The organism is Streptomyces sp. NPDC043853, from assembly GCF_056436025.1.
Map to the genome: position 1 here is coordinate 1 of NZ_JBWKDJ010000006.1, position 24724 is coordinate 24724.

A 24724-nucleotide genomic window follows, 5' to 3' on the forward strand; every position below is an offset into this window, starting at 1 on the left:
TAAGCCTTTCAGCGCCGATGGTACTGCAGGGGGGACCCTGTGGGAGAGTAGGACGCCGCCGAACAATCATTGCGGGAAGCCCCGCACCGATCCTCGGGATTCGGTGCGGGGCTTTTCTGCGTTCAGGGCACACGCGTTCTCCTGTAGGGTCAGAAGGCATCGTTCGCACGTTCAACTGTGGAGGCCCCCGGGTGGAGGTCCAGGAGACTCGGGTTCAGACCGACCGAATTTTCACCATTCCGAACATCCTGAGCATGGCTCGGCTCGCCGGCGTACCCCTGTTCCTTTGGCTGATCCTTGCCGAGTACGACGGTTGGGCGCTGCTCGTGCTCATGTTGAGCGGTGTCAGCGACTACCTCGACGGAAAGCTCGCGCGGCGGTGGAACCAGATCAGCAGTCTCGGTCGACTGCTGGACCCCGCTGCGGACCGGCTCTACATCCTCTCGACGCTCTTCGGTCTGACCTGGCGCGAAATTCTACCGCTGTGGCTCACAGTGGCCCTGCTCGCCCGTGAGGTCATGCTGGCGGTCATGGTGCTGATCCTGCGCCGGCACGGGTATCCGCCGCCGCAGGTCAACTTCCTCGGGAAGGCCGCGACCTTCAACCTCATGTATGCCTTCCCGTTGCTCCTCCTCAGTGATGGCACGGGCTGGTTGGCCTGGCTTGCGGCTGTTTTCGGATGGGCGTTCGCTGGATGGGGTACAACCCTCTACTGGTGGGCAGGGATCCTTTACGTGGTTCAGGTTCGCCGGCTCGTGAAGGCGGACTCTGTGGCCGATTGAGCCGAGGAGGAGTATTCCGACATGAAGGCCGTCGTGATGGCCGGAGGCGAAGGCACACGCCTTCGCCCCATGACCTCAAGCATGCCCAAGCCGCTCCTGCCGGTGGCGAACCGGCCGATCATGGAGCACGTGCTCAGGCTGCTGAAGCGGCATGGGCTCAGCGAGACCGTGGTCACCGTTCAGTTCCTGGCATCACTGGTGCGGAACTACTTCGGTGACGGCGAGGAGCTCGGCATGGAGCTCACCTATGCCAACGAGGAGAAGCCACTCGGCACCGCCGGCAGCGTGAAGAACGCCGAGGCGGCCTTGAAGGACGATGCCTTCCTCGTGATTTCGGGTGACGCCCTCACCGACTTCGACCTCACCGACCTCATCACCTTCCACAAGGAGAAGGGCGCACTCGTCACGGTGTGCCTGACCCGGGTGCCGAACCCGCTGGAATTCGGCATCACCATCGTGGACGAGGAAGGCAAGGTCGAGCGCTTCCTGGAGAAGCCGACCTGGGGCCAGGTGTTCTCCGACACCGTCAACACCGGCATCTACGTCATGGAACCCGAGGTCTTCAACTACGTGGACCCGGACGTCCCCGTGGACTGGTCGGGCGACGTCTTCCCCCAGCTGATGAAGGAAGGCCGGCCCATCTACGGCTACGTCGCCGAGGGCTACTGGGAGGACGTCGGCACCCACGAGAGCTACGTCAAGGCCCAGGCCGACGTACTCGAGGGCAAGGTCCAGGTCGAGATGGACGGCTTCGAGATCTCCCCCGGGGTGTGGGTCGCCGAAGGCGCCGAGGTGCACCCGGACGCGGTGCTGCGCGGGCCCCTCTACATCGGGGACTACGCCAAGATCGAGGCCGGGGCGGAGATCCGCGAGCACACCGTCATCGGGTCGAACGTGGTCGTCAAGAGCGGGGCCTTCCTGCACAAGGCCGTGGTCCACGACAACGTGTACATCGGCCAGCACAGCAACCTGCGCGGCTGCGTCATCGGCAAGAACACCGACATCATGCGCGCCGCGCGGATCGAGGACGGCGCGGTCATCGGAGACGAGTGCCTGGTCGGTGAGGAATCGATCGTTCAGGGCAACGTGCGGGTGTACCCGTTCAAGACGATCGAGGCCGGCGCGTTCGTCAACACCTCCGTCATCTGGGAGTCCCGCGGCCAGGCGCACCTGTTCGGTGCGCGCGGCGTGTCCGGGATCCTGAACGTGGAGATCACGCCCGAGCTCGCGGTGCGGCTGGCCGGCGCGTACGCCACCACCCTGAAGAAGGGCGCGACCGTCACCACCGCCCGCGACCACTCCCGTGGCGCGCGGGCGCTGAAGCGGGCCGTCATCTCCGCGCTGCAGGCCAGCGCCATCGACGTCCGCGACCTGGAGAACGTGCCGCTGCCGGTGGCCCGGCAGCAGACCGGGCGGGGCAGCGCCGGCGGGATCATGATCCGGACCTCGCCCGGGGTGCCGGACTCCGTCGACATCATGTTCCTCGACGAGCGCGGCGCCGACCTCTCCCAGGCGCAGCAGCGGAAGCTGGACCGGGTGTACGCGCGCCAGGAGTACCGGCGGGCGTTCCCCGGCGAGATCGGTGACCTGCAGTTCCCGTCCAGCGTGTTCGACTCCTACACGGGCTCGCTGCTGCGGCGGGTGGACACCACCGGGATCGCCGAGTCCGGGCTGAAGGTGGTGGTGGACGCCACCAACGGCAGCGCCGGCCTGGTGCTGCCCAGCCTGCTGGGCCGGCTCGGGGTGGACGCGCTCACCATCAACCCGGGCCTGGACGAGACACGGCCGACGGAGACGGCGGAATCGCGGCGCTCCGGACTGGTGCGGCTCGGGGAGATCGTCGCCTCGGCGCGGGCCGCGTTCGGGGTGAGGTTCGACCCGGTGGGGGAGCGGATCTCGCTGGTCGACGAGCGCGGGCGGATCATCGAGGACGACCGGGCGCTGCTGGTGCTGCTGGACCTGGTCGCCGCCGAGCGGCGGAGCGGCCGGGTGGCGCTGCCGGTGACCACCACGCGGATCGCCGAGCAGGTCGCGGCGTACCACGGCACGCAGGTGGAGTGGACGACGACCTCGCCGGACGACCTCACCCGGGTCGGCCGGGCGGAGAACACGATCTTCGGCGGCGACGGCCGGGGCGGGTTCATCGTGCCGGAGTTCAGCAGCGTGTTCGACGGTTCGGCGGCCTTCGTCCGGCTGATCGGCCTGGTGGCGCGGACGCAGCTCACGCTGAGCCAGATCGACGCGCGGATACCGCGTGCGCACGTGCTCAAGCGCGACGTGCCGACCCCGTGGGCGGTCAAGGGCCTGGTCATGCGGCGGGTCGTCGAGGCGGCCGGAGAGCGGCACGTGGACACCACCGACGGTGTGCGGGTGGTCGAGGCCGACGGGCGCTGGGCGCTGGTCCTGCCCGACCCCGCTGAAGCGGTGACCCACCTGTGGGCCGAGGGGCCGGACGACGGGTCCGCGCAGGCCCTGCTGGAGGAGTGGGCCGCCGTGGTGGACGGCGCCGGGCACTGACCCCGGGAGGGCGTCCCCGGACCGGGCTCCGGGGACGCCCTCATTCGGTGATGGGCCCGCCCACGTGCGACGATGTGCGGCATGTCGCAGCCGTCCCAGAACCGGAGCTCATCGCCCCCCGCGCGTCCGGACGCCTCCATGTCGCTGCTGACGCACGTGATGGACCACGGTCTGGACGAGGGGTACGCGGAGGCCGCGGCCCGGCGCGAGGCGGCCGGCGCGGCGGGTCTGCCCCGGACGCTGAAGGCCAAGCTGGCCCTCGCCGCGGGCCTGGTGCTCGCGGCCGCCATCGTCACCGTCGGTGCCGCCGAGACGCGGTTGAGCGCGCCGGTGCTGGCCAAGGAGCGCCAGGAACTGATCGACCGGGTCGAGCGGGCCGACCGCAAGGCCGACGGTCTGGAGAAGGACGTCGACACCCTGCGCGAGGTCGTCGCGGCGCGGCAGCGGGCCGCCCTCAAGCAGCTCGGCGGGGACCAGGCGGAGCTGGTGGCACTGCTCTCGGGGGCCACGGAGGTCCGCGGCCCGGGGATCAGGCTGGTCGTCGACGATGCCAAGGGCTCCTCGGCGGAGGGCGGCGGGCCGCGGGAGAACTCGGGTTTCTCCGATACCGGCCGGCTGCGGGACCGCGACATGCAGCGGATCGTGAACGGGCTGTGGCAGTCGGGTGCCGAGGCGGTGTCCATCAACGGGCAGCGGCTGACCTCGCTGTCGGCGATCCGGGCCGCGGGTGACGCGATACTGGTCGACAACCGGCCGCTGGTGCCGCCGTACGAGGTGCTCGCGGTCGGGGACAAGGGACGGCTGGGCACCGCCTTCCAGGACAGCGCCGACGGCCAGTACCTGCACGTGCTGCAGGAGAACTACGGGATCCGCTACTCCCTGTCCGCCGAGGACGAGGTGCGGTTGCCGGCCGCGTCGAGCCTGACCGTACGTACAGCCACAGCAGCAGAGCCGAAGAAGGGTGCATCGTGATCGCGGTACTGGGCCTGGTGGCCGGAGTGGTGGTCGGGCTTCTGGTCCGGCCCGAGGTGCCGGCCGTCGTCGAGCCGTATCTGCCGATCGCCGTCGTGGCGGCGCTGGACGCGGTGTTCGGCGGTCTGCGCGCGATGCTGGACGGCATCTTCGTGGACAAGGTCTTCGTGGTGTCCTTCCTGTCCAACGTCGTGGTGGCGGCGCTGATCGTCTTCCTCGGCGACAAGCTGGGCGTCGGGGCGCAGCTGTCCACCGGTGTGGTCGTCGTGCTCGGCATCCGCATCTTCTCCAACGCGGCGGCCATCCGCCGGCACGTGTTCCGGGCGTGAGGGCGGTCCGATGAGTACGCATGACACACCCCCGGAGGGGACTCCCGAGCCGAAGCGGCAGGAGCAGGAGCAGGAGCAGGAGCGGGAGGGGACGGCACGGTCCGGGCCCGCATCCGCCGGAGCTCCGTCGCCCGGTACTCCCTCCTCCGGTATCCCGTCTTCCGGTATCCCGTCGACGGCGGCGCCCGGTCCCGTGCCGCCCGCCGACGCGCAGCCCGGTCCCGGGCCGGAGGGTCCCGAGGAGACCGGCCGGCAGCGGCTGAAGGCCGGTCTGTGGCCGCCGAAGTTCAGCCGGGCCCAACTGATCGTGGCGCTCCTGCTGTTCGTGCTCGGGCTGGGTCTGGCGATCCAGGTGCGGTCCCACACCGAGTCCAGCGCGCTGCGCGGAGCCCGTCAGGAGGACCTGGTCCGCATCCTCGACGAGCTCGACGGACGCACCCAGCGCCTGGAGGACGAGAAGCAGCGGCTGGAGGAGCAGCGCCGGGAACTGGAGAGCAGCTCGAACCAGGCCGAGGAGGCGCGCAGGCAAACCGTGGAGAAGGAGCGCCAACTGGGCATCCTGGCGGGTACGGTGGCAGCCCAGGGTCCGGGTATCACGCTCAAGGTCTCCGATCCCCAGGGTCTGGTGCAGTCCGACATGCTGCTGGACGCCATCCAGGAGCTGCGGGCCGCCGGCGCCGAGGCCATCCAGGTCAACGGAGTGCGCGTGGTGGCGGACACGTACTTCTCGGACGAGGACGGCGGTGTCGGCATCGACGGCAAGAAGATCGCACAGCCTTACGAGTTCAAGGTCATCGGCAAGCCCCAGGATCTGGAACCGGCACTGAACATTCCCGGCGGTGTCATCCAGACGCTGGAGAAGGAGCAGGCCACGGCCACTGTCGTACGCTCACCCAAGATCGTTGTGGACGCCTTGCGGCCGGCGAAGCAGCCTGACTACGCTCGGTCGTCATCGTCATGAGGCGGGACGGAGGGCGCGGCGTTCGACGTGGGCGGAAGCCTGCGGGGGGTCGACGCACAGAAGTCGCGGTGCGTGGTGGAAACTGTCTGGTGGTTACGGACGTTGTGAGAATGTCCGGGTCGGCAGGTGTGTCATTCGGAGTTCGTCCTGCCCCACGGGCGGGTCTGTTTCGGTCAAGGGGAATCGCCCGTGAAGTTGTTTGAGAAGTTGTTCGGCAAGAAGAACCGTGAGGAAAGCGGTGCGGCCAAGCACCGTGGCGGTCACGGGGAAGGGCAGGGCGACCGGCCGCTCTTCCGGGACGAGGTCGCCGGCCAGGGCGGTGCTCAGGGCACGTCGTCCGTCGACCCCGCCGGTACCGCACGCATAGGTGGTGCGGGTGGAGGGTTCGAGTCCGACCCGTACGCCACCCACGTCTCCGCGGGGCAGCCGCGGCCCGAGGAGCCGTCCATGTCGGCCGAGCAGGTGTGCGGCAGGTGCGGTCACCGTGCCCGCTCGACCAGCCGTTTCTGCTCGAACTGCGGCGCGCCGCTGCGGGCGGGGCTGACGCCGGAGCGTGCCTCGGAGACCACGTCCACCATCTCGATCTCGGGCCTGGAGGCCTACGAGGCCGAGGTGACCGGACAGCACCCGTCACCCACGCTGTCCCCCGAGGCCCAGGCCGCGGTGGAGGCGCTCCCGCCGGGCTCCGCGCTGCTCATCGTGCGCCGCGGTCCGAATTCGGGCAGCCGCTTCCTGCTGGACGGCGAGCTGACCACGGCGGGCCGGCACCCGCAGAGCGACATCTTCCTGGACGACGTCACCGTCTCCCGGCGGCATGTCGAGTTCCGCAGGAGTCAGGACGGCGGCTTCACCGTCGCCGACGTCGGCAGCCTCAACGGCACGTACGTCAACCGGAACCCGATCGACTCCATCGCCCTGAACAGCGGCGACGAGGTGCAGATCGGCAAGTACCGGCTGGTCTTCTACGTGAGCCAGCGGGGCGTCTGACCTCACTCCGGACTTCCGTCCGGGGGCACCCCAGGGAAGGTCCATGCTGCGTACACCGACGGGCGGTGCCGGAAACGGCACCGCCGGCTCGGCGGGGCGGCTGGTGAGCATCGGGTCGGTGCTCACCATGCTCCGCGACGAGTTTCCCGAAGTCACGATTTCGAAGATCCGTTTTCTGGAAGCGGAAGGGCTCGTGGAGCCCCGGCGCACCCCGTCCGGATATCGCAAGTTCAGCGCCGGGGACGTCGAGCGGCTGGCGCAGATCCTGCGGCTGCAACGCGACCACTATCTCCCGCTCAAGGTCATCCGCGAGCAGCTCGACGGGCTGGCGCCCGGTGAGCCCGTCCGGATCCCGGGCCCGTCGCCGCAGGGGGACGCTTCCGAGGGCCCGGAGCAGGCCACGGCCGGCAAGGTGGGCCGGGCCGAGCTGCTCGCCGCGGCCGAGGTGGACGAGGCGCAGCTGGCCGAATGGGAGTCGTACGGGCTGGTCGCGGAGGCGGCGGGGGGCGGTTTCGAGGCCCAGGCGGTCACCGTGGCCAAGCTGGTGGCCGATCTCGGCCGTTTCGGTCTGGAGCCGCGGCACCTGCGGGCCATGAAGGCGGCCGCGGACCGCGAGGCGGGTCTGGTGGAACAGGTGGTGGCACCCCTGCGCCGGCATCGCAACCCGCAGACCAGGGCGCACGCCGAGGCGACCATGAAGGAGCTCGCAGGGCTGTCCGTGCGGCTGCACGAGGCCCTGGTGCAGACGGCCCTCGGGGTGCGCCTGAACTGACCGGGGGCCGCCCCGACTACCCAAACCCACACGCCAGGTCCTAGGGTTGCTGTGTGAACGAGCTCGACGTTGTGGGTGTCCGGGTGGAAATGCCCTCCAACCAACCGATCGTGCTCCTGCGTGAAGTGGGAGGCGACCGGTACCTCCCCATCTGGATCGGTCCCGGGGAAGCGACCGCGATCGCCTTCGCCCAGCAGGGCATGGCGCCTGCCAGGCCGCTGACGCACGACCTGTTCAAGGACGTGCTGGACGCGCTCGGCGAGGAACTGACCGAGGTCCGGATCACGGATCTGCGGGAGGGCGTCTTCTATGCGGAGCTGGTCTTCGCCAGCGGGGTGGAGGTCAGCGCGCGGCCGTCCGATGCCATAGCGCTGGCGCTGCGCACGGGTACGCCGATCTACGGCAGCGATGTGGTCCTGGACGATGCGGGCATCGCGATCCCGGACGAGCAGGAGGACGAGGTGGAGAAGTTCCGCGAGTTCCTCGACCAGATTTCGCCCGAGGACTTCGGCACCAGCAACCAGTGACCGGTCGGGCTGGTCATCACAGGCGGGTGTTGCACCCCATTCGGGTAGCCTTTCCCCGATTCAGGGCACGGGAAACCACTCTCAGGGTGATTATCACTCGGCGTGCCGAGTGTGGCGATCGTTGACGCTGCCCTGGTGACTGCCTACCGTCGAGATGGCAGGTCAAGGACGGAGGGTCGGCGTGAGAGTCACGGGCGACGGTACGACCGGGGGCGTCCCCGCGCGCGGTGAGAGCGGGCCGTACCCGCTGCACGGGGGTGCGGTGGGCTCCGCGCGCCGGTCTCCGGAATCCGCGGCAGTGGCGCCGGTCGGGCCGGCCGGTGGCGGCGAGCCGGTCCGCGAGCAGATCGGCTACCGGGGACCCACCGCGTGCGCCGCGGCGGGCATCACGTACCGGCAGCTCGACTACTGGGCCCGGACCGGGCTGGTCGAGCCCAGCGTGCGGCCGGCGTACGGCTCGGGCACCCAGCGGCTGTACAGCTTCCGCGACGTGGTCGTCCTCAAGATCGTCAAGCGCTTCCTGGACACCGGGGTCGCGCTGCAGAACATTCGTACGGCCGTCCAGCACCTGCGTGAGCGGGGCTTCGCGGACCTGGACCGGCTGACACTGATGAGCGACGGCGCGACGGTGTACGAGTGCACCTCGCCGGACCAGGTCGTCGACCTGCTCCAGGGCGGCCAGGGCATCTTCGGGATCGCCGTGGGCGTGGTCTGGCGGGACGTGGAGAACGCGCTCTCGCAGCTGCACGGGGAACGCGTCGACACCGGGGAGACCCTGATCGGCCCCAATCCGGCCGACGAGCTCGCGGCCCGGCGCAACCGGGCCGTCTGACGGGCCGGGCCGTCGGGGCCCGACCTGACATGCGGCGGCGCGACCTGACACGGCGGCGTGAACTGCCGCGTTCCGATGTGGGCTGCTGCGTTCCGACGTGGCGGGTGTGACCCCAGCTGTCAGTGGGGTGAGGCAGCATCAGGGGTGTGAGAGCCGCACCGACCATCCTGCACCTGGACATGGACGCCTTCTACGCCTCTGCGGAGCAGGCGGCGAAGCCCAGCCTGCGCGGAAAACCGGTGATCGTGGGCGGGCTCGGCCCGCGCGGTGTGGTGGCCACCGCCTCGTACGAGGCGCGGCGTTTCGGGGTGCACTCCGCGATGCCGATGGGCCAGGCGCGCCGGCTCTGCCCCAACGGCGCCTACCTGTTCCCCCGCTTCAGCCTGTACCGGGCGGTCAGCGATCTGGTCATGGAGCTGCTGCGGGAGCTGTCGCCACTGGTGGAGCCGCTCAGCCTGGACGAGGCCTTCGTCGACCTGGAGGCGGGCGGGGTCGCCTTCGACTCGGCCACGGCCCGGGCCGTCGGAGAGCGGCTGCGGGCGGAGATCCGGGCGGTGACCGGGCTCAGCGGTTCGGTGGGCCTGGCCGGCTCGAAGATGCTGGCGAAGGTGGCTTCCGAGGAGGCCAAGCCGGACGGGCTGATGCTGATCGAGCCGGGCACGGAGCGGGCGCTGCTCGCTCCGATGCCGGTCCGGACGCTGCCGGGGGTGGGCCCGGCGACCGGGGAGCACCTGCGCCGGGCCGGGATCACCACCGTGGGGGAGCTGGCCGAGGCCGGTGAGGACGAGCTGGTGCGGATGCTGGGGCGCTCGCACGGGGTGGCGCTGTACCGGATGGCGCTGGGGCTGGACGACCGGGCGGTGGTGGCCGAGAGGGACGCCAAATCGGTCTCGGTGGAGGACACCTTCGACGTGGACCTGCACGACCGGGTCCGGATCCGGTACGAGGTGCAGCGGCTGGCGGACCGGTGCGTGGGGCGGCTCCGGGCCTCCGGCCACTCGGGGCGCACCATCGTGCTCAAGGTGCGCCGGTACGACTTCTCGACCCTGACCCGTTCGGAGACCCTGCGCGGGCCCACCGACGACCCGGCGGTGGTCCGCGAGGCGGCCGCCCGGCTCCTCGACGGGGTGGACACCACCGGCGGGGTGCGGCTGCTCGGTGTGGGGGTGTCGGGGCTCGCGGACTACACCCAGGAGGACCTGTTCGCCCAGACCCTCGGCGACCGGCCCCTCGGCGACCGGATCCTCGGCACTGAGCCGGACGGGGCTTCCGAGGCGCCTGAGGCCCCTGGGGAGCCCGCGGCGGAGGCATCGGTCCAGGAGGCCGAGACCCCGGCCGAACGGCGCTGGCCGGCCGGTAGTGACGTTCGGCACGCCCTCTACGGACCGGGCTGGGTCCAGGGCAGCGGGGTCGGCCGGGTCACGGTCCGCTTCGAACAGCCCTGGTCGCCCCCGGGCCGGGTGCGCACCTTCCTGGTCGACGACCCCGAGCTGGAGCCGTCCGAGCCGCTGCCGCTGCGGAAGCCGACGGATTCCCCCCGCCCGGCAGCCCCGGCAGCTCCGCCGGCCGCCGCCGGTACCGCCGACCCGGAGGTTGCGCCCTAGTACTGCGGTACTAGCCCTCGTCGCCCGCCAGCCGTCCGAAGTCCCGGTCCAGGCCGCTCCGGAAGTCGCTCGGCAGGGCCACGTCCAGGCCGTAGTGGTGGTAGAGCTGCAGCTCCTGCTCCGGGGACAGGTGACGGCCGACCCCGAAGTCGGGCGCCTCCTTGATCAGGGAGCGTTCGAACGGGACGCGGAGGGTGTCGTTCACCAGCTCGCTGGGTTCCAGCGGGACGAACGCGTCCCGGCTGAACAGGCCCGTGCGGACGGCCGCCCACTCCGGGACGCCGGTCGCGTCGTCGAGGTAGACCTCGTCGACGGTGCCGATCTTGACGCCGTTGCGGTCGAACGCCTTGCGGCCGATCAGGCTGCGCGGATCGATGTCGGTCTGCACGGTCCCTCCATATGGTCGCAACTCCTCCGTAAGGACAACGAAAGGGCATATCCGGGAAGGGGGCCACTCGAGGGAGCCACGGAAGGCCGGGGAAGCGCGCTGGTAGGCTGGGTGATGGCTGTCGACCCCGTGCGGGAGAGTCCTCCGACCGAGCAGGACGGAGGCGCCGAAGGAGCAAATCCTCCCCGGAATCTCTCAGGCACACGTACCGCATGGACGAGGCCACTCTGGAAAGAAGGGTGGACGTCGGGACCGCAGTGCCGGCACTCCTCCCTCACCGACGGTGAAAACCGGCGTTCCCCGGGCGACCCCCGGGAGCCGGTGAAGCTCTCAGGTTGAGATGACAGAGGGGGAGGCCGTCCGGGTGCCCGCTGTGGTACCCCTCGCAGGTCGCGCAGACCAGCAGACCAGGAGGCCTCCGTACATGACCGCCAACCGCATTCCGCTGTCCCAGCTGGAGCGAGGCATCCCCTTCGAAGAGCGTCACATCGGCCCCGACGCCGAGGCGCAGGCGAAGATGCTCGCCCAGGTCGGCTACGGCTCCCTCGACGAGCTCACCGTCGCCGCGGTACCGGATGTGATCAAGAGCGCCGCCGCGCTGAACCTGCCGTCGGCGCGCACCGAGGCCGAGGTGCTCGCGGAGCTGCGCAGCCTCGCGGACCGCAACCAGGTGCTGCGTCCGATGATCGGTCTCGGCTACTACGGGACGTTCACCCCGCCCGTGATCCTGCGCAACGTGATGGAAAACCCGGCCTGGTACACGGCGTACACGCCGTACCAGCCGGAGATCTCGCAGGGCCGCCTGGAGGCGCTGCTCAACTTCCAGACCGTGGTCGCCGACCTGACCGGCCTGCCCACCTCCGGCGCCTCCCTCCTCGACGAGGGCACCGCCGCCGCCGAGGCGATGACCCTCGCCCGCCGGGTCGGCAAGGTCAAGGGCGGTGTCTTCCTCGTCGACGCCGACACCCTGCCGCAGACCATCGCCGTGATCGAGACCCGCGCCGAGCCGCTCGGCATCGAGGTCGTCGTCGCCGACCTGTCCGACGGCATCCCCGCGGAGATCGCCGAGCGCGGCGTCTTCGGCGTCGTCCTCCAGTACCCGGGCGCCTCCGGTGCCGTCCGGGAGATCAAGGCCGTCATCGACCAGGCGCACGAGCTCGGTGCGATCGTCACCGTCGCCGCCGACCTGCTGGCCCTGACCCTGCTGACCTCCCCGGGTGCCCTGGGCGCGGACATCGCGGTCGGCACCACCCAGCGCTTCGGCGTCCCGATGGGCTTCGGCGGCCCGCACGCCGGCTACATGGCCGTCCAGGACAAGCACGCCCGCTCGCTGCCCGGCCGCCTGGTCGGCGTCTCCGTCGACGCCGACGGCAACAAGGCGTACCGCCTGGCCCTGCAGACCCGCGAGCAGCACATCCGCCGCGAGAAGGCCACCAGCAACATCTGCACCGCGCAGGTGCTGCTCGCCGTCATGGCCGGCATGTACGCCGTCTACCACGGCCCGGACGGTCTGAAGACCATCGCCCGCCGCACCCACCGGTACGCCGCGCTGCTCGCGGCGGGTCTCACCGCCGGCGGGGTCGAGCTGGTCCACGGTTCCTTCTTCGACACCCTCACCGCGTGGGTCCCGGGCAAGGCCGCCGAGGTCGTCGCCGCCGCCCGCGAGGCCGGGGTGAACCTCTACCAGGCCGACGCCGACCACGTCTCCGTCTCCTGTGACGAGACCACCCTGCGCGCCGACATCGAGGCCGTCTGGGCCGCCTTCGGCGTCACCGCTGACATCGAGGCCCTGGACGGGTCCGCTGCGGACGCGCTGCCCGAGGGCCTGCTCCGCACGGACGCGTACCTGACCCACCCGGTGTTCCACCAGCACCGCTCCGAGACCGCGATGCTGCGCTACCTGCGCAAGCTCTCGGACAAGGACTACGCGCTGGACCGCGGCATGATCCCGCTGGGCTCCTGCACCATGAAGCTCAACGCGACCACCGAGATGGAGTCGGTGACCTGGCCCGAGTTCGGCCAGCTCCACCCCTTCGCGCCGATCGACCAGGCCCAGGGCTACGCCACGCTCATCCGTGAGCTGGAGGAACGTCTCTGCGAGGTCACCGGCTACGACAGCGTCTCGATCCAGCCGAACGCCGGCTCGCAGGGTGAGCTGGCCGGTCTGCTCGCCGTCCGCGCGTACCACCGCGCCAACGGCGACGAGCAGCGCACCGTCTGCCTGATCCCGTCCTCCGCGCACGGCACCAACGCCGCCAGCGCCGTGATGGCCGGCATGAAGGTGGTCGTGGTCAAGACCGCCGAGGACGGCGAGGTCGACGTCGAGGACCTGCGCGCCAAGATCGAGCAGCACCGCGACGAGCTCGCCGTGCTGATGATCACCTACCCGTCCACCCACGGTGTGTTCGAGGAGCACGTCGCGGACATCTGCGGCCTGGTCCACGAGGCCGGCGGCCAGGTGTACGTGGACGGCGCCAACCTGAACGCCCTGGTCGGCCTGGCCAAGCCCGGTCACTTCGGCGGCGACGTCTCGCACCTGAACCTGCACAAGACCTTCTGCATCCCGCACGGCGGCGGCGGTCCGGGCGTCGGCCCGGTCGGTGTCCGTGCGCACCTCGCGCCGTACCTGCCGAACCACCCGCTGCAGCCGACCGCGGGCCCGGAGACGGGCGTCGGTCCGATCTCGGCCGCCCCGTGGGGTTCGGCCGGCATCCTGCCGATCTCCTGGTCGTACGTGCGCCTGATGGGCGGCGAGGGTCTCAAGCGCGCCACCCAGGTCGCGGTGCTCGGCGCGAACTACATCGCCAAGCGCCTGGAGCCGCACTACCCGGTGCTGTACACCGGCCCCGGCGGGCTGGTCGCGCACGAGTGCATCATCGACCTGCGCCCGCTGTCGAAGTCGACCGGCGTCTCGGTGGACGACATCGCCAAGCGCCTGATCGACTACGGCTTCCACGCGCCGACGATGTCCTTCCCGGTGGCCGGCACCCTGATGATCGAGCCCACCGAGTCCGAGGACCTGACCGAGATCGACCGGTTCTGCGACGCGATGATCGCCATCCGGGCGGAGATCGAGAAGGTCGCGTCCGGCGAGTGGCCGGCCGGGGACAACCCCCTCGCCAACGCCCCGCACACGGCGGCCGCGCTGGGCGGTGAGTGGAACCACGCCTACACCCGTGACGACGCGGTCTTCCCGGGCGGGGTCGTCGCCTCGGAGAAGTACTGGCCGCCGGTGCGCCGCATCGACGGTGCCTTCGGTGACCGGAACCTGGTCTGCTCCTGCCCGCCGCTGGACGAGTACGACAACTGAGGATCTGCGGACCAGGTCTGCGGAGCAGGTCCGCAGATCAGTCCGTGAAACGTGAAACGCCTGAGGGGCCGGTCCGGGGGAGATCCCCGGACCGGCCCCTCGGCCGTTGTCCTTGCCGGAGCCGTCAGGCGGCCTTCACCACCTGAGCCGCCCCGAGCGGGCGGTGCGGGGCGATGATCTGGCCGTCCGGCAGCAGCTCACCGGTGTCCTCGAAGAGCAGGACGCCGTTGCACAGCAGGCTCCACCCCTGCTCCGGGTGGTTGGCCACGGGCCGCGCGGCCTCCCGGTCGGCAGAGTCGGCAGATGGGCAGGCAGGCTGGTGCTGGCACATGGATGCGTTCTTTCGCTGCGGTGTCGTCTGTGTGCTGCGGCTCGATGCGTTGTTCATGGCCGCCCCCCGTATCGATCGCGGTTGGTCAGGATCCCAGTCTTCCCCTACGGGCTCGGCTCCGCAGGGATTTCCCGGTAGCTGTCCTCTGCGATTGATGACGCATCACTCGTGCGGGCGGTTCAGCTCAACTCCCCTGCTATTTCGGATGGTTATGGTCTGGCCCGAGGTGACTAGGCCGAATGGGGCATCCGGGTCAGGCGGCCGCCTCACCCGCCAGCGCGGGCGGCGTGAGCCGGTGCGTCATCACCGGGAGCAGCTCCGACACCGGGTGCGGCCGGTACGCCGCGATCCCGGGCGGTGCCGGCGCCAGCGGGACCAGCAGGTCCGCGGCGTCCGGCAGGCCCGCGGCGGGATCCGCCCCGGGGGCGCCGTGCAGCCACAGGGTGAGCATGTACAGCTCCGGTACGGACAGCAGCCGCGGCTGGTACGAGACGCCCAGCGCGCTCAGTGATTCGGCCTGGCGCAGCGCCCTTTCGGTGGCCGTCACGTACGGTCCCTCGAAGAAGTGGGAGAAGGCCCAGCCGTCGGGGGTGAGCCGGGTGTCCGCCGCCGCCACGTAGCGGTCGCCGCTGCGGATCAGGAACCGCCAGGCGGTGAGGCGGGTGCGGGGTGGCCGGCCTCCGGCGATCACCCGGTCCAGGACGTGGACGGGCAGGGGGAGTTCGGCCGTCACCGGGCCCTGCAGGGCGCGCAGGGCCGGGGTGTGATCATCGCGCACGGTGGGGGAACCGAGTGCCGCGAGGACGCTGCGCAGGGCGGGCGCGGGGGCCGGAGGGACATGCAGCGGCATGTGGGTCGCCTCTCACTTGGGAGACCGGTGGGAAGAACGGGTGAGTGCGGAGGGCGCTGTCGCATTCTGGGGCCAGAGGGGGGTTGTGGGGCAATGGCCGCGCGCCAACTCTGTGCCCAGTCTGCGGAGTTTATACGACATGTGTTCACACAGTGTTTCGGCTAGCCGTCCCGTCAATTGCCGACAAGGCGCATACCGGTCCCGCTGTCCTGGAATTCATGCCGAGGGCGCGCCAAAGAACTCGCGCTGACCTCGGAGGTTACCCGAAGGCTGCTCGGCTGGAAAGCATCGGTATTGCGATCGCGCGAACTTCGGCATGTCCGCCGGGCAATGTGCATCCGGCAAGATGCCGGATGAATGTGCCAGAGCGCGGGCGGTGCGCCGGTGTGGCCGGACCGGCGTACGCCTCTCGGACACCGCGCCCCCTCCGCGTTAGGGATCGTGCCCCCGGGGCATCATCGACCGTAACGCGCGCGCCCGGGTCGCCGGGTGGGGCCCGCTCGAGGAGGGACGCTTCGATGGGGGAGAAGGTCGTGGCAGGCGGATTCGACCTGTCCGATCGGCAACGGTATCGGAGGAAGCTCCACGAGTGCCTGGAGGGACTGGAGCAGCTTCTGGCCGAGAAGAGGTTCGATCGCCCGAAGAATCTCATGGGTCTTGAGATCGAATTGAATCTGGCGGGTTCCGACGGTCTGCCGAGAATGGTGAACGCCCAGGTACTGGAGCGGATAGCGAGCCCCGATTTCCAGACCGAACTGGGAATGTTCAACCTGGAGCTCAACATACTTCCGCACCGACTCGGCGGCAGGGTTTTCGACCAGCTGACCGAGGAACTCAGCGCGGGCCTCGGCTATGCCCACCGGCAGGCCGCCGAGGTCGACGCCGGGGTGGTGATGATCGGCATCCTGCCGACGATCTCGCAGGCCGACCTGGTGGCCGCGAACCTCTCGGCGGTGGACCGGTATTCACTGCTCAACGAGCAGATCCTGATGCTGCGGGGGGAGGACTTCCACCTGGACATCGACGGGGTGGAGCGGGTCCGGTGGACCGCCGGGTCGATCGTGCCGGAGGCGGCCTGCACCTCCGTCCAGCTGCACCTCCAGGTCACCCCGGGGCGGTTCGCGGACGTGTGGAACGCCGCCCAGTGCGTGACGGCGGTCCAGATCGCCGTCGGCGCCAACTCGCCCTTCCTGTTCGGCCGGGAGCTGTGGCGGGAGTCCCGGCCCCCGCTGTTCCAGCAGGCCACCGACACCCGTCCGCCGGAGCTCCAGGCGCAGGGCGTGCGGCCCCGGACCTGGTTCGGCGAGCGCTGGGTGGACTCGGTGTACGAACTGTTCGCCGAGAACGTCCGCTACTTCCCCTCGCTGCTGCCGATCTGCGACGAGGAGGAACCGCTGCGGGTGCTCTCCGAGGGCGGGGTGCCCAGCCTGCAGGAGCTCGTCCTGCACAACGGCACGGTCTACCGGTGGAACCGGCCGGTGTACGGGGTGGCCGACGGGCTGCCGCACCTGCGGGTGGAGAACCGGGTGCTGCCCGCCGGGCCGACCGTGACCGACGTGGTCGCCAACGCGGCCTTCTACTACGGGCTGGTCCGCACCCTCGCCGACGAGAAGAGCCCGCTCTGGAGCCGGCTGCCGTTCGCGGAGGCCGAGGCCAACTTCGACGCCGCCTGCCGGTACGGGATCGACGCCCGGCTGCGCTGGCCCCGGCGGGGCCGCTCGGGCGGGCTGGTGAGCGTACCGGCGGTCCGGCTGATCCTGGACGAGTTGTTGCCGATGGCGGCCGCCGGGCTGGACGCCTGGGGCGTCGAACCCGCGGACCGGGACCACTACCTGGGCATCATCGAGGAGCGGTGCCGGCGGCGGGTGAACGGGTCCACCTGGCAGGTGGACACCTATCACCGGGGGCTGGCCGGCGGGCTGGACCGGGAGGCGGCGCTGGCCGCGACGACCCGGCGGTACAGCGAGCTGATGCACAAGGGCGACCCGGTGCACACCTGGCCGGTGGGGCTGCCCGACCTGCCCTGAGCGGTGTCCGCGAGGCCCGTGCGCTCCCTTCCGGGATCCCTCCGGTCCCCCTTCTGCCATCGGCCAGGCAGTATGGGGAGATCGGAACGGGATCTCGGGACGGGAGCAGGGCGTGCGGGCGGAACCGGTGCTGGACGATCTGCGCGAGGACGAACGGCGCGCTCTGCTGCGCACCGAGACGCTGCTGGTGCTCGCCCTGTCGCTGGGCGCGAGCGCCGTCTCGTCCCTGATCAGCTTCATCGGCGCGCTGACCCGTCCCGGCGGACTCAAGGACCAGGCCGCCACGCTCAACGGCTCGTACGCCCCCGGCCGGCCCTGGCTGGACCTGGCCTGGCAGCTGTTCGGGATCACCACCGCCCTGGTGCCGGTCCTGCTGGTGGCCCATCTGCTGACCCGGGAGGGGGTCGGCGGCCTGCGCGTCCTCGGCTTCGACCGCACCCGCCCCGGGTTCGACCTGGGCCGGGGCGCGCTGGTCGCGGCCGGCATCGGCAGCGCGGGGCTGGCCTTCTACCTGGCCGCGCGGGCCTCCGGGTTCAACCTGACGGTGGTGCCGGAGGCGCTGCCCGAGGTGTGGTGGAAGTTCCCCGTGCTGATCCTCTCCGCCGTGCAGAACTCGGTGGTGGAGGAGGTCATCGTGCTGGCCTACCTGCTGCGCCGGCTGGACCAGCTGGGGTGGTCGCCGAGGGCCTCTCTGCTGGGCAGTTCGCTGCTGCGCGGCTCGTACCACCTCTACCAGGGCATCGGCGGGTTCATCGGGAACGCGGTGATGGGCGCCGTCTTCGTGCTGCTGTACCGGCGGTGGGGGCGGGTGGGCCCGCTGGTGGTCGCGCACGCGCTGCTCGACATCGTGGCCTTCGGCGGGTACGCCCTGCTCGCCGGCAAGGTGGGCTGGCTCCCCACTCCGGGCGGGCGCTGACGGGCTGACCCCGGCACGGGCCGGGGCGCGTCCTCAGGGCCGGGAGAGCAGCTCGCCGTCGATCACGGTGACGGCGCGGCCGGTGAGCAGGGTGCGGTCGCCGTTCAGGGTGACCTTGACCAGCCCGCGGCGGGCTCCGCCCTGGAGGCCGGTCAGCCCGTCGCGGCCCAGGCGGGCCGCCCAGAACGGGGCGAGTGCCGTGTGGGCGCTGCCGGTGACGGGGTCCTCGTCGATGCCGACGTTCGGGAAGAAGCCGCGGGAGACGAAGTCGTAGCCGCGCGAGGGGTCCTCGGCGGCGGCGGTCACGATCACCCCGCGCTTGGCGAAGGCGCGCAGCGCCGCGAGGTCGGGACGGAGGCCGTGGACCGTCTGCTCGTCGGCGAGCTCGACGACCAGGTCGCCGACGTGGTCCGAGGTGTCGTGCACCGAGCGGATCGGCACGCCGCCGAGGGCCTCGGCGATCTCGGCCGGCGGGTCCCACGGGGTCAGTGAGGACGTCGGGAAGTCCATCGTCACCGTGCCGTCCGCCGCCGTTTCGGCGGTGAGGACGCCGCAGCGGGCGGAGAACCGGATCAGGCCCCCGGCCAGTCCCGCCTGCGCCAGGACGTGTGCGGTGGCCAGGGTGGCGTGGCCGCACATGTCGACCTCGGCGGCCGGGGTGAACCAGCGCAGCGCCCAGTCGGCGTCCCCGCCCGGGGGCAGCGGGTGGGCGAACGCGGTCTCGGAGAGGTTGACCTCGGCGGCCACCTGCTGGAGCCATGCGTCGGAGGGGAACGCGTCGTCCAGCAGCAGGACGCCGGCGGGGTTGCCGCCGAAGGGGCGTTCGGAGAAGGCGTCGACGATTCGGATGCGCATGGCAGGACGGTAGGGCGGACCGCGCTGCGTGATCCAAGGCCAATTCGGGAGGACTGGCCTTGCCGACCGAACACTCCCGATATATCGTTGACGCATCGCGACAGAACGGCGATGCTCGTTGCTATAGCGGAAACGAACATGACGAAAGGAGCGCGGTCATGCGTTCACATGGACACGGACACGACCATGGACACGACCATGGGCACGGACACGGTCCCGGTCACGGGTTCGGGCACTGCGGGCCCGACCGTCAGGGGGAGCGAGAGGGGCGCCGACGGGCCTTCGGGCCGTTCGGGCCCGGCTTCGGCCCCGGTTTCGGGGGCGGCCCCTTCGGTGGCCGCGGCGGACGCGGCGGCCCGCACCGGCGGGCCCGGCGGGGCGACGTGCGCGCGTCGATCCTGGCGCTGCTCGCCGACCGCCCGATGCACGGCTACGAGATGATCCAGGAGATCGGCGAGCGCAGCGGCGGGGCGTGGAAGCCCAGCCCCGGCTCGGTCTACCCGACTCTCCAGTTGCTGGAGGACGAGGGGCTGATCAGCAGCGAGAGCGAGGGCGGCAAGAAGCTGTTCACGCTCACCGACACCGGCCGCACCGAGTCCGAGGCAGGCCCGGCCGCCCCCTGGGAGGAGGCCGGACGCGGCGTCGACTGGGAGAGCATGAACGAGATCCGGTCAGCCGGCTACGGTCTGATGGAGGCGTTCGGCCAGGTCTGGAAGACCGGCACGCCCGAACAGCGCCAGAAGGCAGTCGCGGTCGTCAACGAGGCCCGCAAGAAGCTCTACCTGATCCTCGCCGACGAGCACTGACCGCCGGTGGACACCGCGGAAACGCGGCGGCGCCCCGCGACCTCCGTCGCGGGGCGCCGCCGCGTGTTCCCGGCCCGGAACGGGCGGCTCAGGCCACCAGTCCGGCGAGCTTGCGCAGCGACTCGTTGAGCGCCGCGGTGGCGGAGTCCTTGAGCTTGCCGGCCATCAGGGACACGGCCGCGCCGGTGAACTCGCCGTCGATCCGGACGGTGGTCGCCTCCCCGTCGGGGACCAGGGTGTACCGGGTGCCCACGACCACGCCCATCGGGCCCTTGCCCTTGATCGCGAAGACCCGTTCGGTCTCCAGCGCCTCGATGGTCCAGGTGACCTCGGCCGGGAAGCCCATCATCTTCATGTTCTCCTCGAAGGTGGCCCCCACCGCCAGGGACTCCGGACCGCCCTTCGGGAAGTTCGTGTGGGTCATGCTCCACTGGCCGTACGCGCCCCAGTCCGTCAGCTGGGACCAGACCTTCGCGGCGGACGCCTCGATGCGTGATTCCGCGCTGACTTCGGCCATGCGACCACCCCTTCTCGTCGGGTACGCGTCCGGTTCGTGTGGCGGAACGTAATCCCGGCGACCCCAACATTCAATACTGATGACATGTCAGAAAATCTGTGACCGTCTCAACAGGCGTCACCGCCGTGACGCTCCTGTCATGCGGGTGTCATGATGTCCGGATGAAAGCGTCAGGGAAGAATTCCGGGCTGGGCATCGCGCTCGTCTCGGCGGTCGCGTTCGGCGGCTCGGGAGTGGCGGCGAAGCCGCTGATCGAGGCGGGCCTGGACCCGCTGCACATGGTCTGGCTCCGGGTGGCGGGCGCCGCCCTGGTGCTGTCGCCGCTCGCCTGGCGCCACCGCGACCTGGTACGCCGCAAGCCCGCCCTGCTGGCCGGCTTCGGGCTCATAGCCGTCGCCGGTGTACAGGCGTTCTACTTCGCTTCCCTGTCCCGGATCCCGGTCGGCGTGGCCCTCCTGCTGGAGTACCTGGGTCCGGCCCTGCTCCTGGGCTACATCCGGTTCGTCCAGCGCAAGCCCGTCACCCGGGCCGCCGCCATCGGCGCGGCGGTGGCCGTGGCCGGCCTGGCCTGCGTGGTGGAGATCTGGTCCGGGCTGAGCCTGGACCCGCTGGGCGTGCTGCTCGGCCTGGCCGCCGCCTGCTGCCAGGCCTGCTACTTCATCTTCGCCGACCAGGGCGCGGACGCCGAGGACGTTCCCGACCCGCTCGGCGTGGCGGCGTACGGGTTGATCGTCGGCACCCTGGTGATGACGGTGATCGCCCGCCCCTGGCAGATCGACTGGTCGGTGCTCGGCGGGCCGGCGGAGATCGCCGGGACCGAGGTGCCGGGCCTGGTGCTGCTCGGCTGGGTGGTGCTGATCGCGACCGTGCTCGCGTACCTGACCGGCGTGGTCTCGGTCCGCAAGCTGTCGCCGCAGGTGGCCGGTGTGGTCGCCTTCCTGGAGGCCGTGGTCGCCACCGTGCTCGCCTGGGTGCTGCTCGGCGAGCACCTCTCGCTGCCGCAGGTCCTGGGCGGTGCGCTGGTGCTCGGCGGGGCCTTCATCGCCCAGTCCTCGCGCCCGCCCCAGCCGGCTGCCGAAGGGGAGGCGGATCCCGCTCCCGCACCTGCCGCATGGGACGAACCGGACCGCGAGACCGCCTCCGCCTAGGTCCTGGCGTCACAGTGGCGCCGGTCAGGGCCAGGCGCCACTTCGACGACAGGGGCTAGGGTGGGGACCATGCATTCGACCGTTCTTCCGCCTCCCGCCGCCTAGTCGCGGGCGGCGCCGCCGCAGAGATCCGGCCCGGTCCTCCCGGGCCGGTCCGTGCTGCCCGCGAAGCGATGACGCACCCCTTTCATCCTTCACGCATGCGCGGAGAACGCGGAGAACCACGTGTCGAACACCTCGCCCGCCGGGCGCAGTCTGCTGTACCTCGTCGTCGCCGGAGTCGCCTGGGGTACTGCCGGGGCGGCCGCCTCCCTCCTCTTCCTGGCCAGTGACCTGGGGCCGCTCTCACTCACCTTCTGGCGGTGCGCGGGCGGTCTGCTGGTACTGCTGGCCGTCCTCGCCGTACGCCGCCCGCGCCGGTCGGCGTCAGGGTCGGCGGCGCCGTCGCCGTACTCGCCGTCACGCCGTTCGCTGGTCGTGACCGGCCTCTTCTTCACCCTCTTCCAGGCCGCCTACTTCTGGTCCGTACGGGAGACGGGCCTCGCCGTCGGCACGGTGGTCACCCTCGGGGCCGGGCCGGTGATGATCGCGCTCGGTGCCCGGTACGGAATGGGCGAGCGGCTGGGGCGCGGCGGTGCCGCCGCCGTGGCCGGTGCGCTCGCCGGACTGGTGGTCCTGGTGCTGGGCAGCGGGGGCGGCGAGGTCCGGCCGCTCGGCGTCGGCTGGGCCCTGCTGTCGGCCGCAGGCTACGCGGCGATGACCCTGCGCACCCGGCGGGCCGGGCAGCGCGGCGAGGCCGGGGACCCGCTGGTGACCACCGTGTGGTCGGCGGGCGTGGGCGCCGTCTGCCTGTTCCCGCTCGCGCTGGCGGAGGGGCTGCTGCCGCACACCGCCGACCTCGGGCGGGTGGTCTGGCTGATGGTGTACGTCGCGGTGGTGCCGACCGCGCTCGCGTACGCGCTCTATTTCACCGGTGCGGCCGCGGTACGGGCCGCCACGGTGTCCGTGATCATGCTGATCGAGCCGGTGAGCGCGGCGCTGATCGCGGTGCTGGCGCTGGGGGAGGAGCTGACCGCGCCGATGGTGCTGGGCACCGGCCTGCTGCTGACGGCGGTCCTCGCGCTGATCGTGGCGGAGGCCCGCCGTCCGGCGGCCGAACGGCAGCAGGCTGATCCGGTGCGGCCGCTTCAGAGCGCCGACAGGTAGCCCGGGGTGGCCGTGCCGGGGACCAGGTCCTCGGCCGGGACCGGGCTGCCGTAGCCGCGGGACACCGGGACCACCCCGGACCAGTGCGGCAGGGCCAGGTCCGCGGCGTCGTCGTTGGGGCCGCCGGTCCGGACCTTCGCCGAAACCTCGGCCAGGTCGACGCGTATCACGGCGGTGGCCGCCAGTTCCTTGGCGTCGGCCGGCCGGGAGTCGGCGGCGCGGCCCGGCACCACCTGGTCCACGAGGGCGTCGAGGGCGCGGCGCTTCTCCTCCTCGTCGGTGACGTCGTACGCGGTGCCGTGCACCACCACCGACCGGTAGTTGATGGAGTGGTGGAAGGCCGACTTGGCCAGCACCAGCCCGTCGACGTGGGTCACGGTGACGCAGACCGGGAGACCGGGGTCGGCGGTCGCCGCGCCGCGCAGCGGGCGGGAACCGGTGGAACCGTGGATGTAGAGGCTCTCGCCCACCCTGGCGTACAGGGTGGGCAGGACCACGGGCGCGCCGTCGCGGACGAAGCCGAGGTGGCACAGGTACTCGTCGTCGAGGATCGCGTGCACCGTCGCGCGGTCGTAGTGGGCCCGCTGCCGGGCGCGGGTGGGGACGGTGCGTTCGGTGGGCTCGTACGAGGCTTCTTCGGCGGCGGTGACGGCGGTCATGGTGCGCACTCCATTGCACTAGTGCATAATTGGCTTTGTGCTAGGAGATTACATGATCGAGGGGCGGCGCGCCTCCGAAATCGCGGCCAGTGTGGAAGCGGGAGTGGGCCGGGGGGAGCTCCCGCCCGGCGCCCTGCTGCCACCGATGCGGGAACTGGCGGCCCGGCTGGGCGTCAACCCGAACACCGTGGCGGCGGCGTACCGGACGCTGCGCGAACGCGGGGTCATCGAGACGGACGGGCGGCGCGGCAGCCGGGTGCGGTCGCGGCCGGCGAGCGCACCGCGGGAGGCGCGCGGGGTCGCCGTTCCGCCCGGCACGCGCGATGTGTCGAACGGCAACCCGGACCTCTCGCTGCTTCCGTCGCTGGAAGGGCCGCTCGCCGCGGCGGCCCGTCGCTACGCGGCGGCGCCCACCCTCTACGGGCAGGATCCGGTGGTGCCGGAACTGGCGCGGACGGCCCGCGAGGGCATGGCGGCGGACGGGGTGCCGGCCGCCGGACCGCTGGCCCTGACCTCCGGTGCGCTGGACGGCATCGAGCGGGTGCTGGTGGCCCACCTCAAGCCCGGCGACGCGGTGGCGGTGGAGGATCCCGGCTGGGGCAGCGTGCTGGACCTGGTCCCGGCGCTGGGACTCCGGGTCCTGCCGGTCGCGGTGGACGACGACGGGCCGCTGCCCTCGGCGGTGGCCCGCGCACTGGCGGCGGGGGCGCGGGCCCTGGTCGTCACGGCCCGGGCGCAGAACCCCACGGGCGCGGCGATCGGGGCGGACCGGGCGGCGGAGTTGAGGCAGCTGCTCGCCGCGCACCCGGAGGTGCTGCTCATCGAAGACGATCACGGCCACGGCATCGTGGACCTGCCGCTGCACCCGCTGGGCGGGGTGACCCGCCACTGGGCGCTGATCCGTTCCACGTCCAAGGCCTACGGGCCCGACCTGCGGCTCGCGGTGGTCCTCGGCGACGAGGTGACGCTGGACCGGCTCCGGGGGCGTCAGCGGCTGGGGCCGGGCTGGGTGAGCCGGCTGCTGCAGTACACCGTGGCGGAGCTGTGGGGCTCGGGCACGGTGGATCCGGCGGTGGTGGCCCGCTCGTACGGGGACCGGCGCGACGCGCTGGTCGGGGCGCTGGCCGGGCGCGGGGTACGGGCGTACGGGCGCAGCGGCATGAACGCCTGGATCCCGGTCGCGGACGAGACGGCCACGGTCACCCGGATGCTGGGGGCGGGGTGGGCGGTGGCGCCGGGCGCCCGGTTCCGGCTGGAGACCGGCCCGGCGGTCCGCATCACGGTCTCGACCCTGACCCCGTCGGAGATCCCCGCCCTGGCGGACGCGGTGGCCGCGGCGGTCCGCCCGGCGGCGGGTGTCCGCTGGGACTGAGCCGCGGCTTAGGGTGCGGCGGCCCGGCGGGGGAGGGCCGGGCCGCCGGTGCCGTC

The 24724-nt window shown here is 71.4% G+C and carries 23 protein-coding genes, 1 rRNA gene and 1 riboswitch; of the genes, 18 read left to right on the forward strand and 6 right to left on the reverse strand.

What is annotated here, in order from left to right; all coding sequences use genetic code 11:
* The 11 genes from rrf to AC067U_RS17660 form a co-directional block, all read left to right on the forward strand.
* Positions 1-64: ribosomal RNA gene (gene rrf / locus AC067U_RS17610) — 5S ribosomal RNA — on the forward strand; the annotation flags it as partial.
* Positions 65-191: 127 nt separating this feature from the next.
* Entirely contained in the window at positions 192-782 is a 591-nt protein-coding gene (gene clsA / locus AC067U_RS17615) for a cardiolipin synthase ClsA (protein ID WP_478830613.1), read from the forward strand.
* A gap of 21 nt (positions 783-803) precedes the next feature.
* Positions 804-3299 (forward strand): sugar phosphate nucleotidyltransferase, encoded by a 2496-nt coding sequence (locus AC067U_RS17620; RefSeq protein WP_478830614.1) that lies wholly within the window; start codon positions 804-806, stop codon positions 3297-3299.
* A 72-nt stretch (positions 3300-3371) separates the two neighbouring features.
* Positions 3372-4271 (forward strand): DUF881 domain-containing protein, encoded by a 900-nt coding sequence (locus AC067U_RS17625; protein ID WP_478830615.1) that lies wholly within the window; start codon positions 3372-3374, stop codon positions 4269-4271.
* Positions 4268-4600, forward strand: a complete 333-nt coding sequence (locus tag AC067U_RS17630; RefSeq protein ID WP_281207173.1) for a small basic family protein — start codon at positions 4268-4270, stop codon at positions 4598-4600. Before AC067U_RS17625 ends, AC067U_RS17630 begins: the two co-directional genes overlap by 4 nt.
* Positions 4601-4610: 10 nt before the next feature.
* Complete coding sequence (locus AC067U_RS17635; protein WP_478830616.1) at positions 4611-5561, forward strand: DUF881 domain-containing protein; 951 nt, start codon at positions 4611-4613, stop codon at positions 5559-5561.
* A gap of 189 nt (positions 5562-5750) precedes the next feature.
* A complete protein-coding gene (locus AC067U_RS17640; RefSeq protein ID WP_478830617.1) occupies positions 5751-6548 on the forward strand; it encodes an FHA domain-containing protein in 798 nt (265 codons plus the stop codon).
* A 43-nt stretch (positions 6549-6591) separates the two neighbouring features.
* The gene (gene ftsR, locus AC067U_RS17645) at positions 6592-7320 is read left to right on the forward strand and encodes a transcriptional regulator FtsR (RefSeq protein WP_478830618.1); all 729 of its coding nucleotides are present in this window, start codon (positions 6592-6594) and stop codon (positions 7318-7320) included.
* A gap of 53 nt (positions 7321-7373) precedes the next feature.
* Positions 7374-7847 carry a bifunctional nuclease family protein gene (locus tag AC067U_RS17650; RefSeq protein ID WP_478830619.1) on the forward strand — a complete coding sequence of 158 codons (474 nt, stop codon included), beginning with the start codon at positions 7374-7376 and terminating at the stop codon, positions 7845-7847.
* A gap of 181 nt (positions 7848-8028) precedes the next feature.
* Entirely contained in the window at positions 8029-8679 is a 651-nt protein-coding gene (locus AC067U_RS17655; protein ID WP_478830620.1) for a MerR family transcriptional regulator, read from the forward strand.
* A 146-nt stretch (positions 8680-8825) separates the two neighbouring features.
* Entirely contained in the window at positions 8826-10283 is a 1458-nt protein-coding gene (locus tag AC067U_RS17660; protein WP_478830621.1) for a DNA polymerase IV, read from the forward strand.
* A 10-nt stretch (positions 10284-10293) separates the two neighbouring features.
* Here the strand turns inward: AC067U_RS17660 and AC067U_RS17665 are convergent, their stop codons facing one another.
* Positions 10294-10671: a PRC-barrel domain-containing protein gene (locus AC067U_RS17665; RefSeq protein ID WP_478830622.1), complete on the reverse strand. Its 378-nt coding sequence runs from the start codon at positions 10669-10671 to the stop codon at positions 10294-10296.
* A 122-nt stretch (positions 10672-10793) separates the two neighbouring features.
* Positions 10794-10892: riboswitch (glycine riboswitch) on the forward strand.
* Positions 10893-11095: 203 nt separating this feature from the next.
* Between AC067U_RS17665 and gcvP the strand changes: the two genes are divergently transcribed.
* On the forward strand, positions 11096-13981 hold the full coding sequence (gene gcvP, locus AC067U_RS17670; RefSeq protein WP_478830623.1) for an aminomethyl-transferring glycine dehydrogenase: 2886 nt from the start codon (positions 11096-11098) through the stop codon (positions 13979-13981).
* Between the two features lie 124 nt (positions 13982-14105).
* On the opposite strand, the gene AC067U_RS17675 is transcribed toward gcvP, so the two are convergent.
* The gene (locus AC067U_RS17675; protein ID WP_478830624.1) at positions 14106-14312 is read right to left on the reverse strand and encodes a DUF5999 family protein; all 207 of its coding nucleotides are present in this window, start codon (positions 14310-14312) and stop codon (positions 14106-14108) included.
* A gap of 253 nt (positions 14313-14565) precedes the next feature.
* Positions 14566-15162, reverse strand: a complete 597-nt coding sequence (locus tag AC067U_RS17680) for a hypothetical protein (protein WP_478830625.1) — start codon at positions 15160-15162, stop codon at positions 14566-14568.
* 518 nt (positions 15163-15680) lie between these two features.
* On the opposite strand from AC067U_RS17680, the gene AC067U_RS17685 reads away from it, so the two are divergent.
* Both AC067U_RS17685 and AC067U_RS17690 read left to right on the forward strand, forming a co-directional pair.
* A complete protein-coding gene (locus tag AC067U_RS17685; RefSeq protein WP_478830626.1) occupies positions 15681-17189 on the forward strand; it encodes a glutamate-cysteine ligase family protein in 1509 nt (502 codons plus the stop codon).
* Between the two features lie 112 nt (positions 17190-17301).
* Positions 17302-18105 (forward strand): CPBP family intramembrane glutamic endopeptidase, encoded by an 804-nt coding sequence (locus AC067U_RS17690; protein WP_478830627.1) that lies wholly within the window; start codon positions 17302-17304, stop codon positions 18103-18105.
* A 33-nt stretch (positions 18106-18138) separates the two neighbouring features.
* Here AC067U_RS17690 and AC067U_RS17695 read toward each other — a convergent pair whose 3' ends face one another.
* Positions 18139-18960 carry a PhzF family phenazine biosynthesis protein gene (locus AC067U_RS17695; protein WP_478830628.1) on the reverse strand — a complete coding sequence of 274 codons (822 nt, stop codon included), beginning with the start codon at positions 18958-18960 and terminating at the stop codon, positions 18139-18141.
* A 158-nt stretch (positions 18961-19118) separates the two neighbouring features.
* Here AC067U_RS17695 and AC067U_RS17700 point away from each other — a divergent pair, with 158 nt between their 5' ends.
* Positions 19119-19766, forward strand: a complete 648-nt coding sequence (locus AC067U_RS17700) for a PadR family transcriptional regulator (protein WP_478830629.1) — start codon at positions 19119-19121, stop codon at positions 19764-19766.
* A gap of 88 nt (positions 19767-19854) precedes the next feature.
* Here AC067U_RS17700 and AC067U_RS17705 read toward each other — a convergent pair whose 3' ends face one another.
* The gene (locus AC067U_RS17705) at positions 19855-20283 is read right to left on the reverse strand and encodes a type II toxin-antitoxin system Rv0910 family toxin (protein WP_478830630.1); all 429 of its coding nucleotides are present in this window, start codon (positions 20281-20283) and stop codon (positions 19855-19857) included.
* Between the two features lie 161 nt (positions 20284-20444).
* Here AC067U_RS17705 and AC067U_RS17710 point away from each other — a divergent pair, with 161 nt between their 5' ends.
* Both AC067U_RS17710 and AC067U_RS17715 read left to right on the forward strand, forming a co-directional pair.
* Entirely contained in the window at positions 20445-21431 is a 987-nt protein-coding gene (locus AC067U_RS17710; RefSeq protein ID WP_478830631.1) for an EamA family transporter, read from the forward strand.
* Between the two features lie 225 nt (positions 21432-21656).
* Positions 21657-22637: a DMT family transporter gene (locus tag AC067U_RS17715; RefSeq protein ID WP_478830632.1), complete on the forward strand. Its 981-nt coding sequence runs from the start codon at positions 21657-21659 to the stop codon at positions 22635-22637.
* Here AC067U_RS17715 and AC067U_RS17720 read toward each other — a convergent pair.
* Positions 22619-23296, reverse strand: a complete 678-nt coding sequence (locus AC067U_RS17720; RefSeq protein WP_478830633.1) for a pyridoxamine 5'-phosphate oxidase family protein — start codon at positions 23294-23296, stop codon at positions 22619-22621. The two genes, AC067U_RS17715 and AC067U_RS17720, sit on opposite strands and share 19 nt — an antisense overlap.
* A 37-nt stretch (positions 23297-23333) precedes the next feature.
* Here AC067U_RS17720 and AC067U_RS17725 point away from each other — a divergent pair, with 37 nt between their 5' ends.
* The gene (locus AC067U_RS17725) at positions 23334-24668 is read left to right on the forward strand and encodes an aminotransferase class I/II-fold pyridoxal phosphate-dependent enzyme (protein WP_478830634.1); all 1335 of its coding nucleotides are present in this window, start codon (positions 23334-23336) and stop codon (positions 24666-24668) included.
* Positions 24669-24724 lie beyond the last annotated feature (56 nt).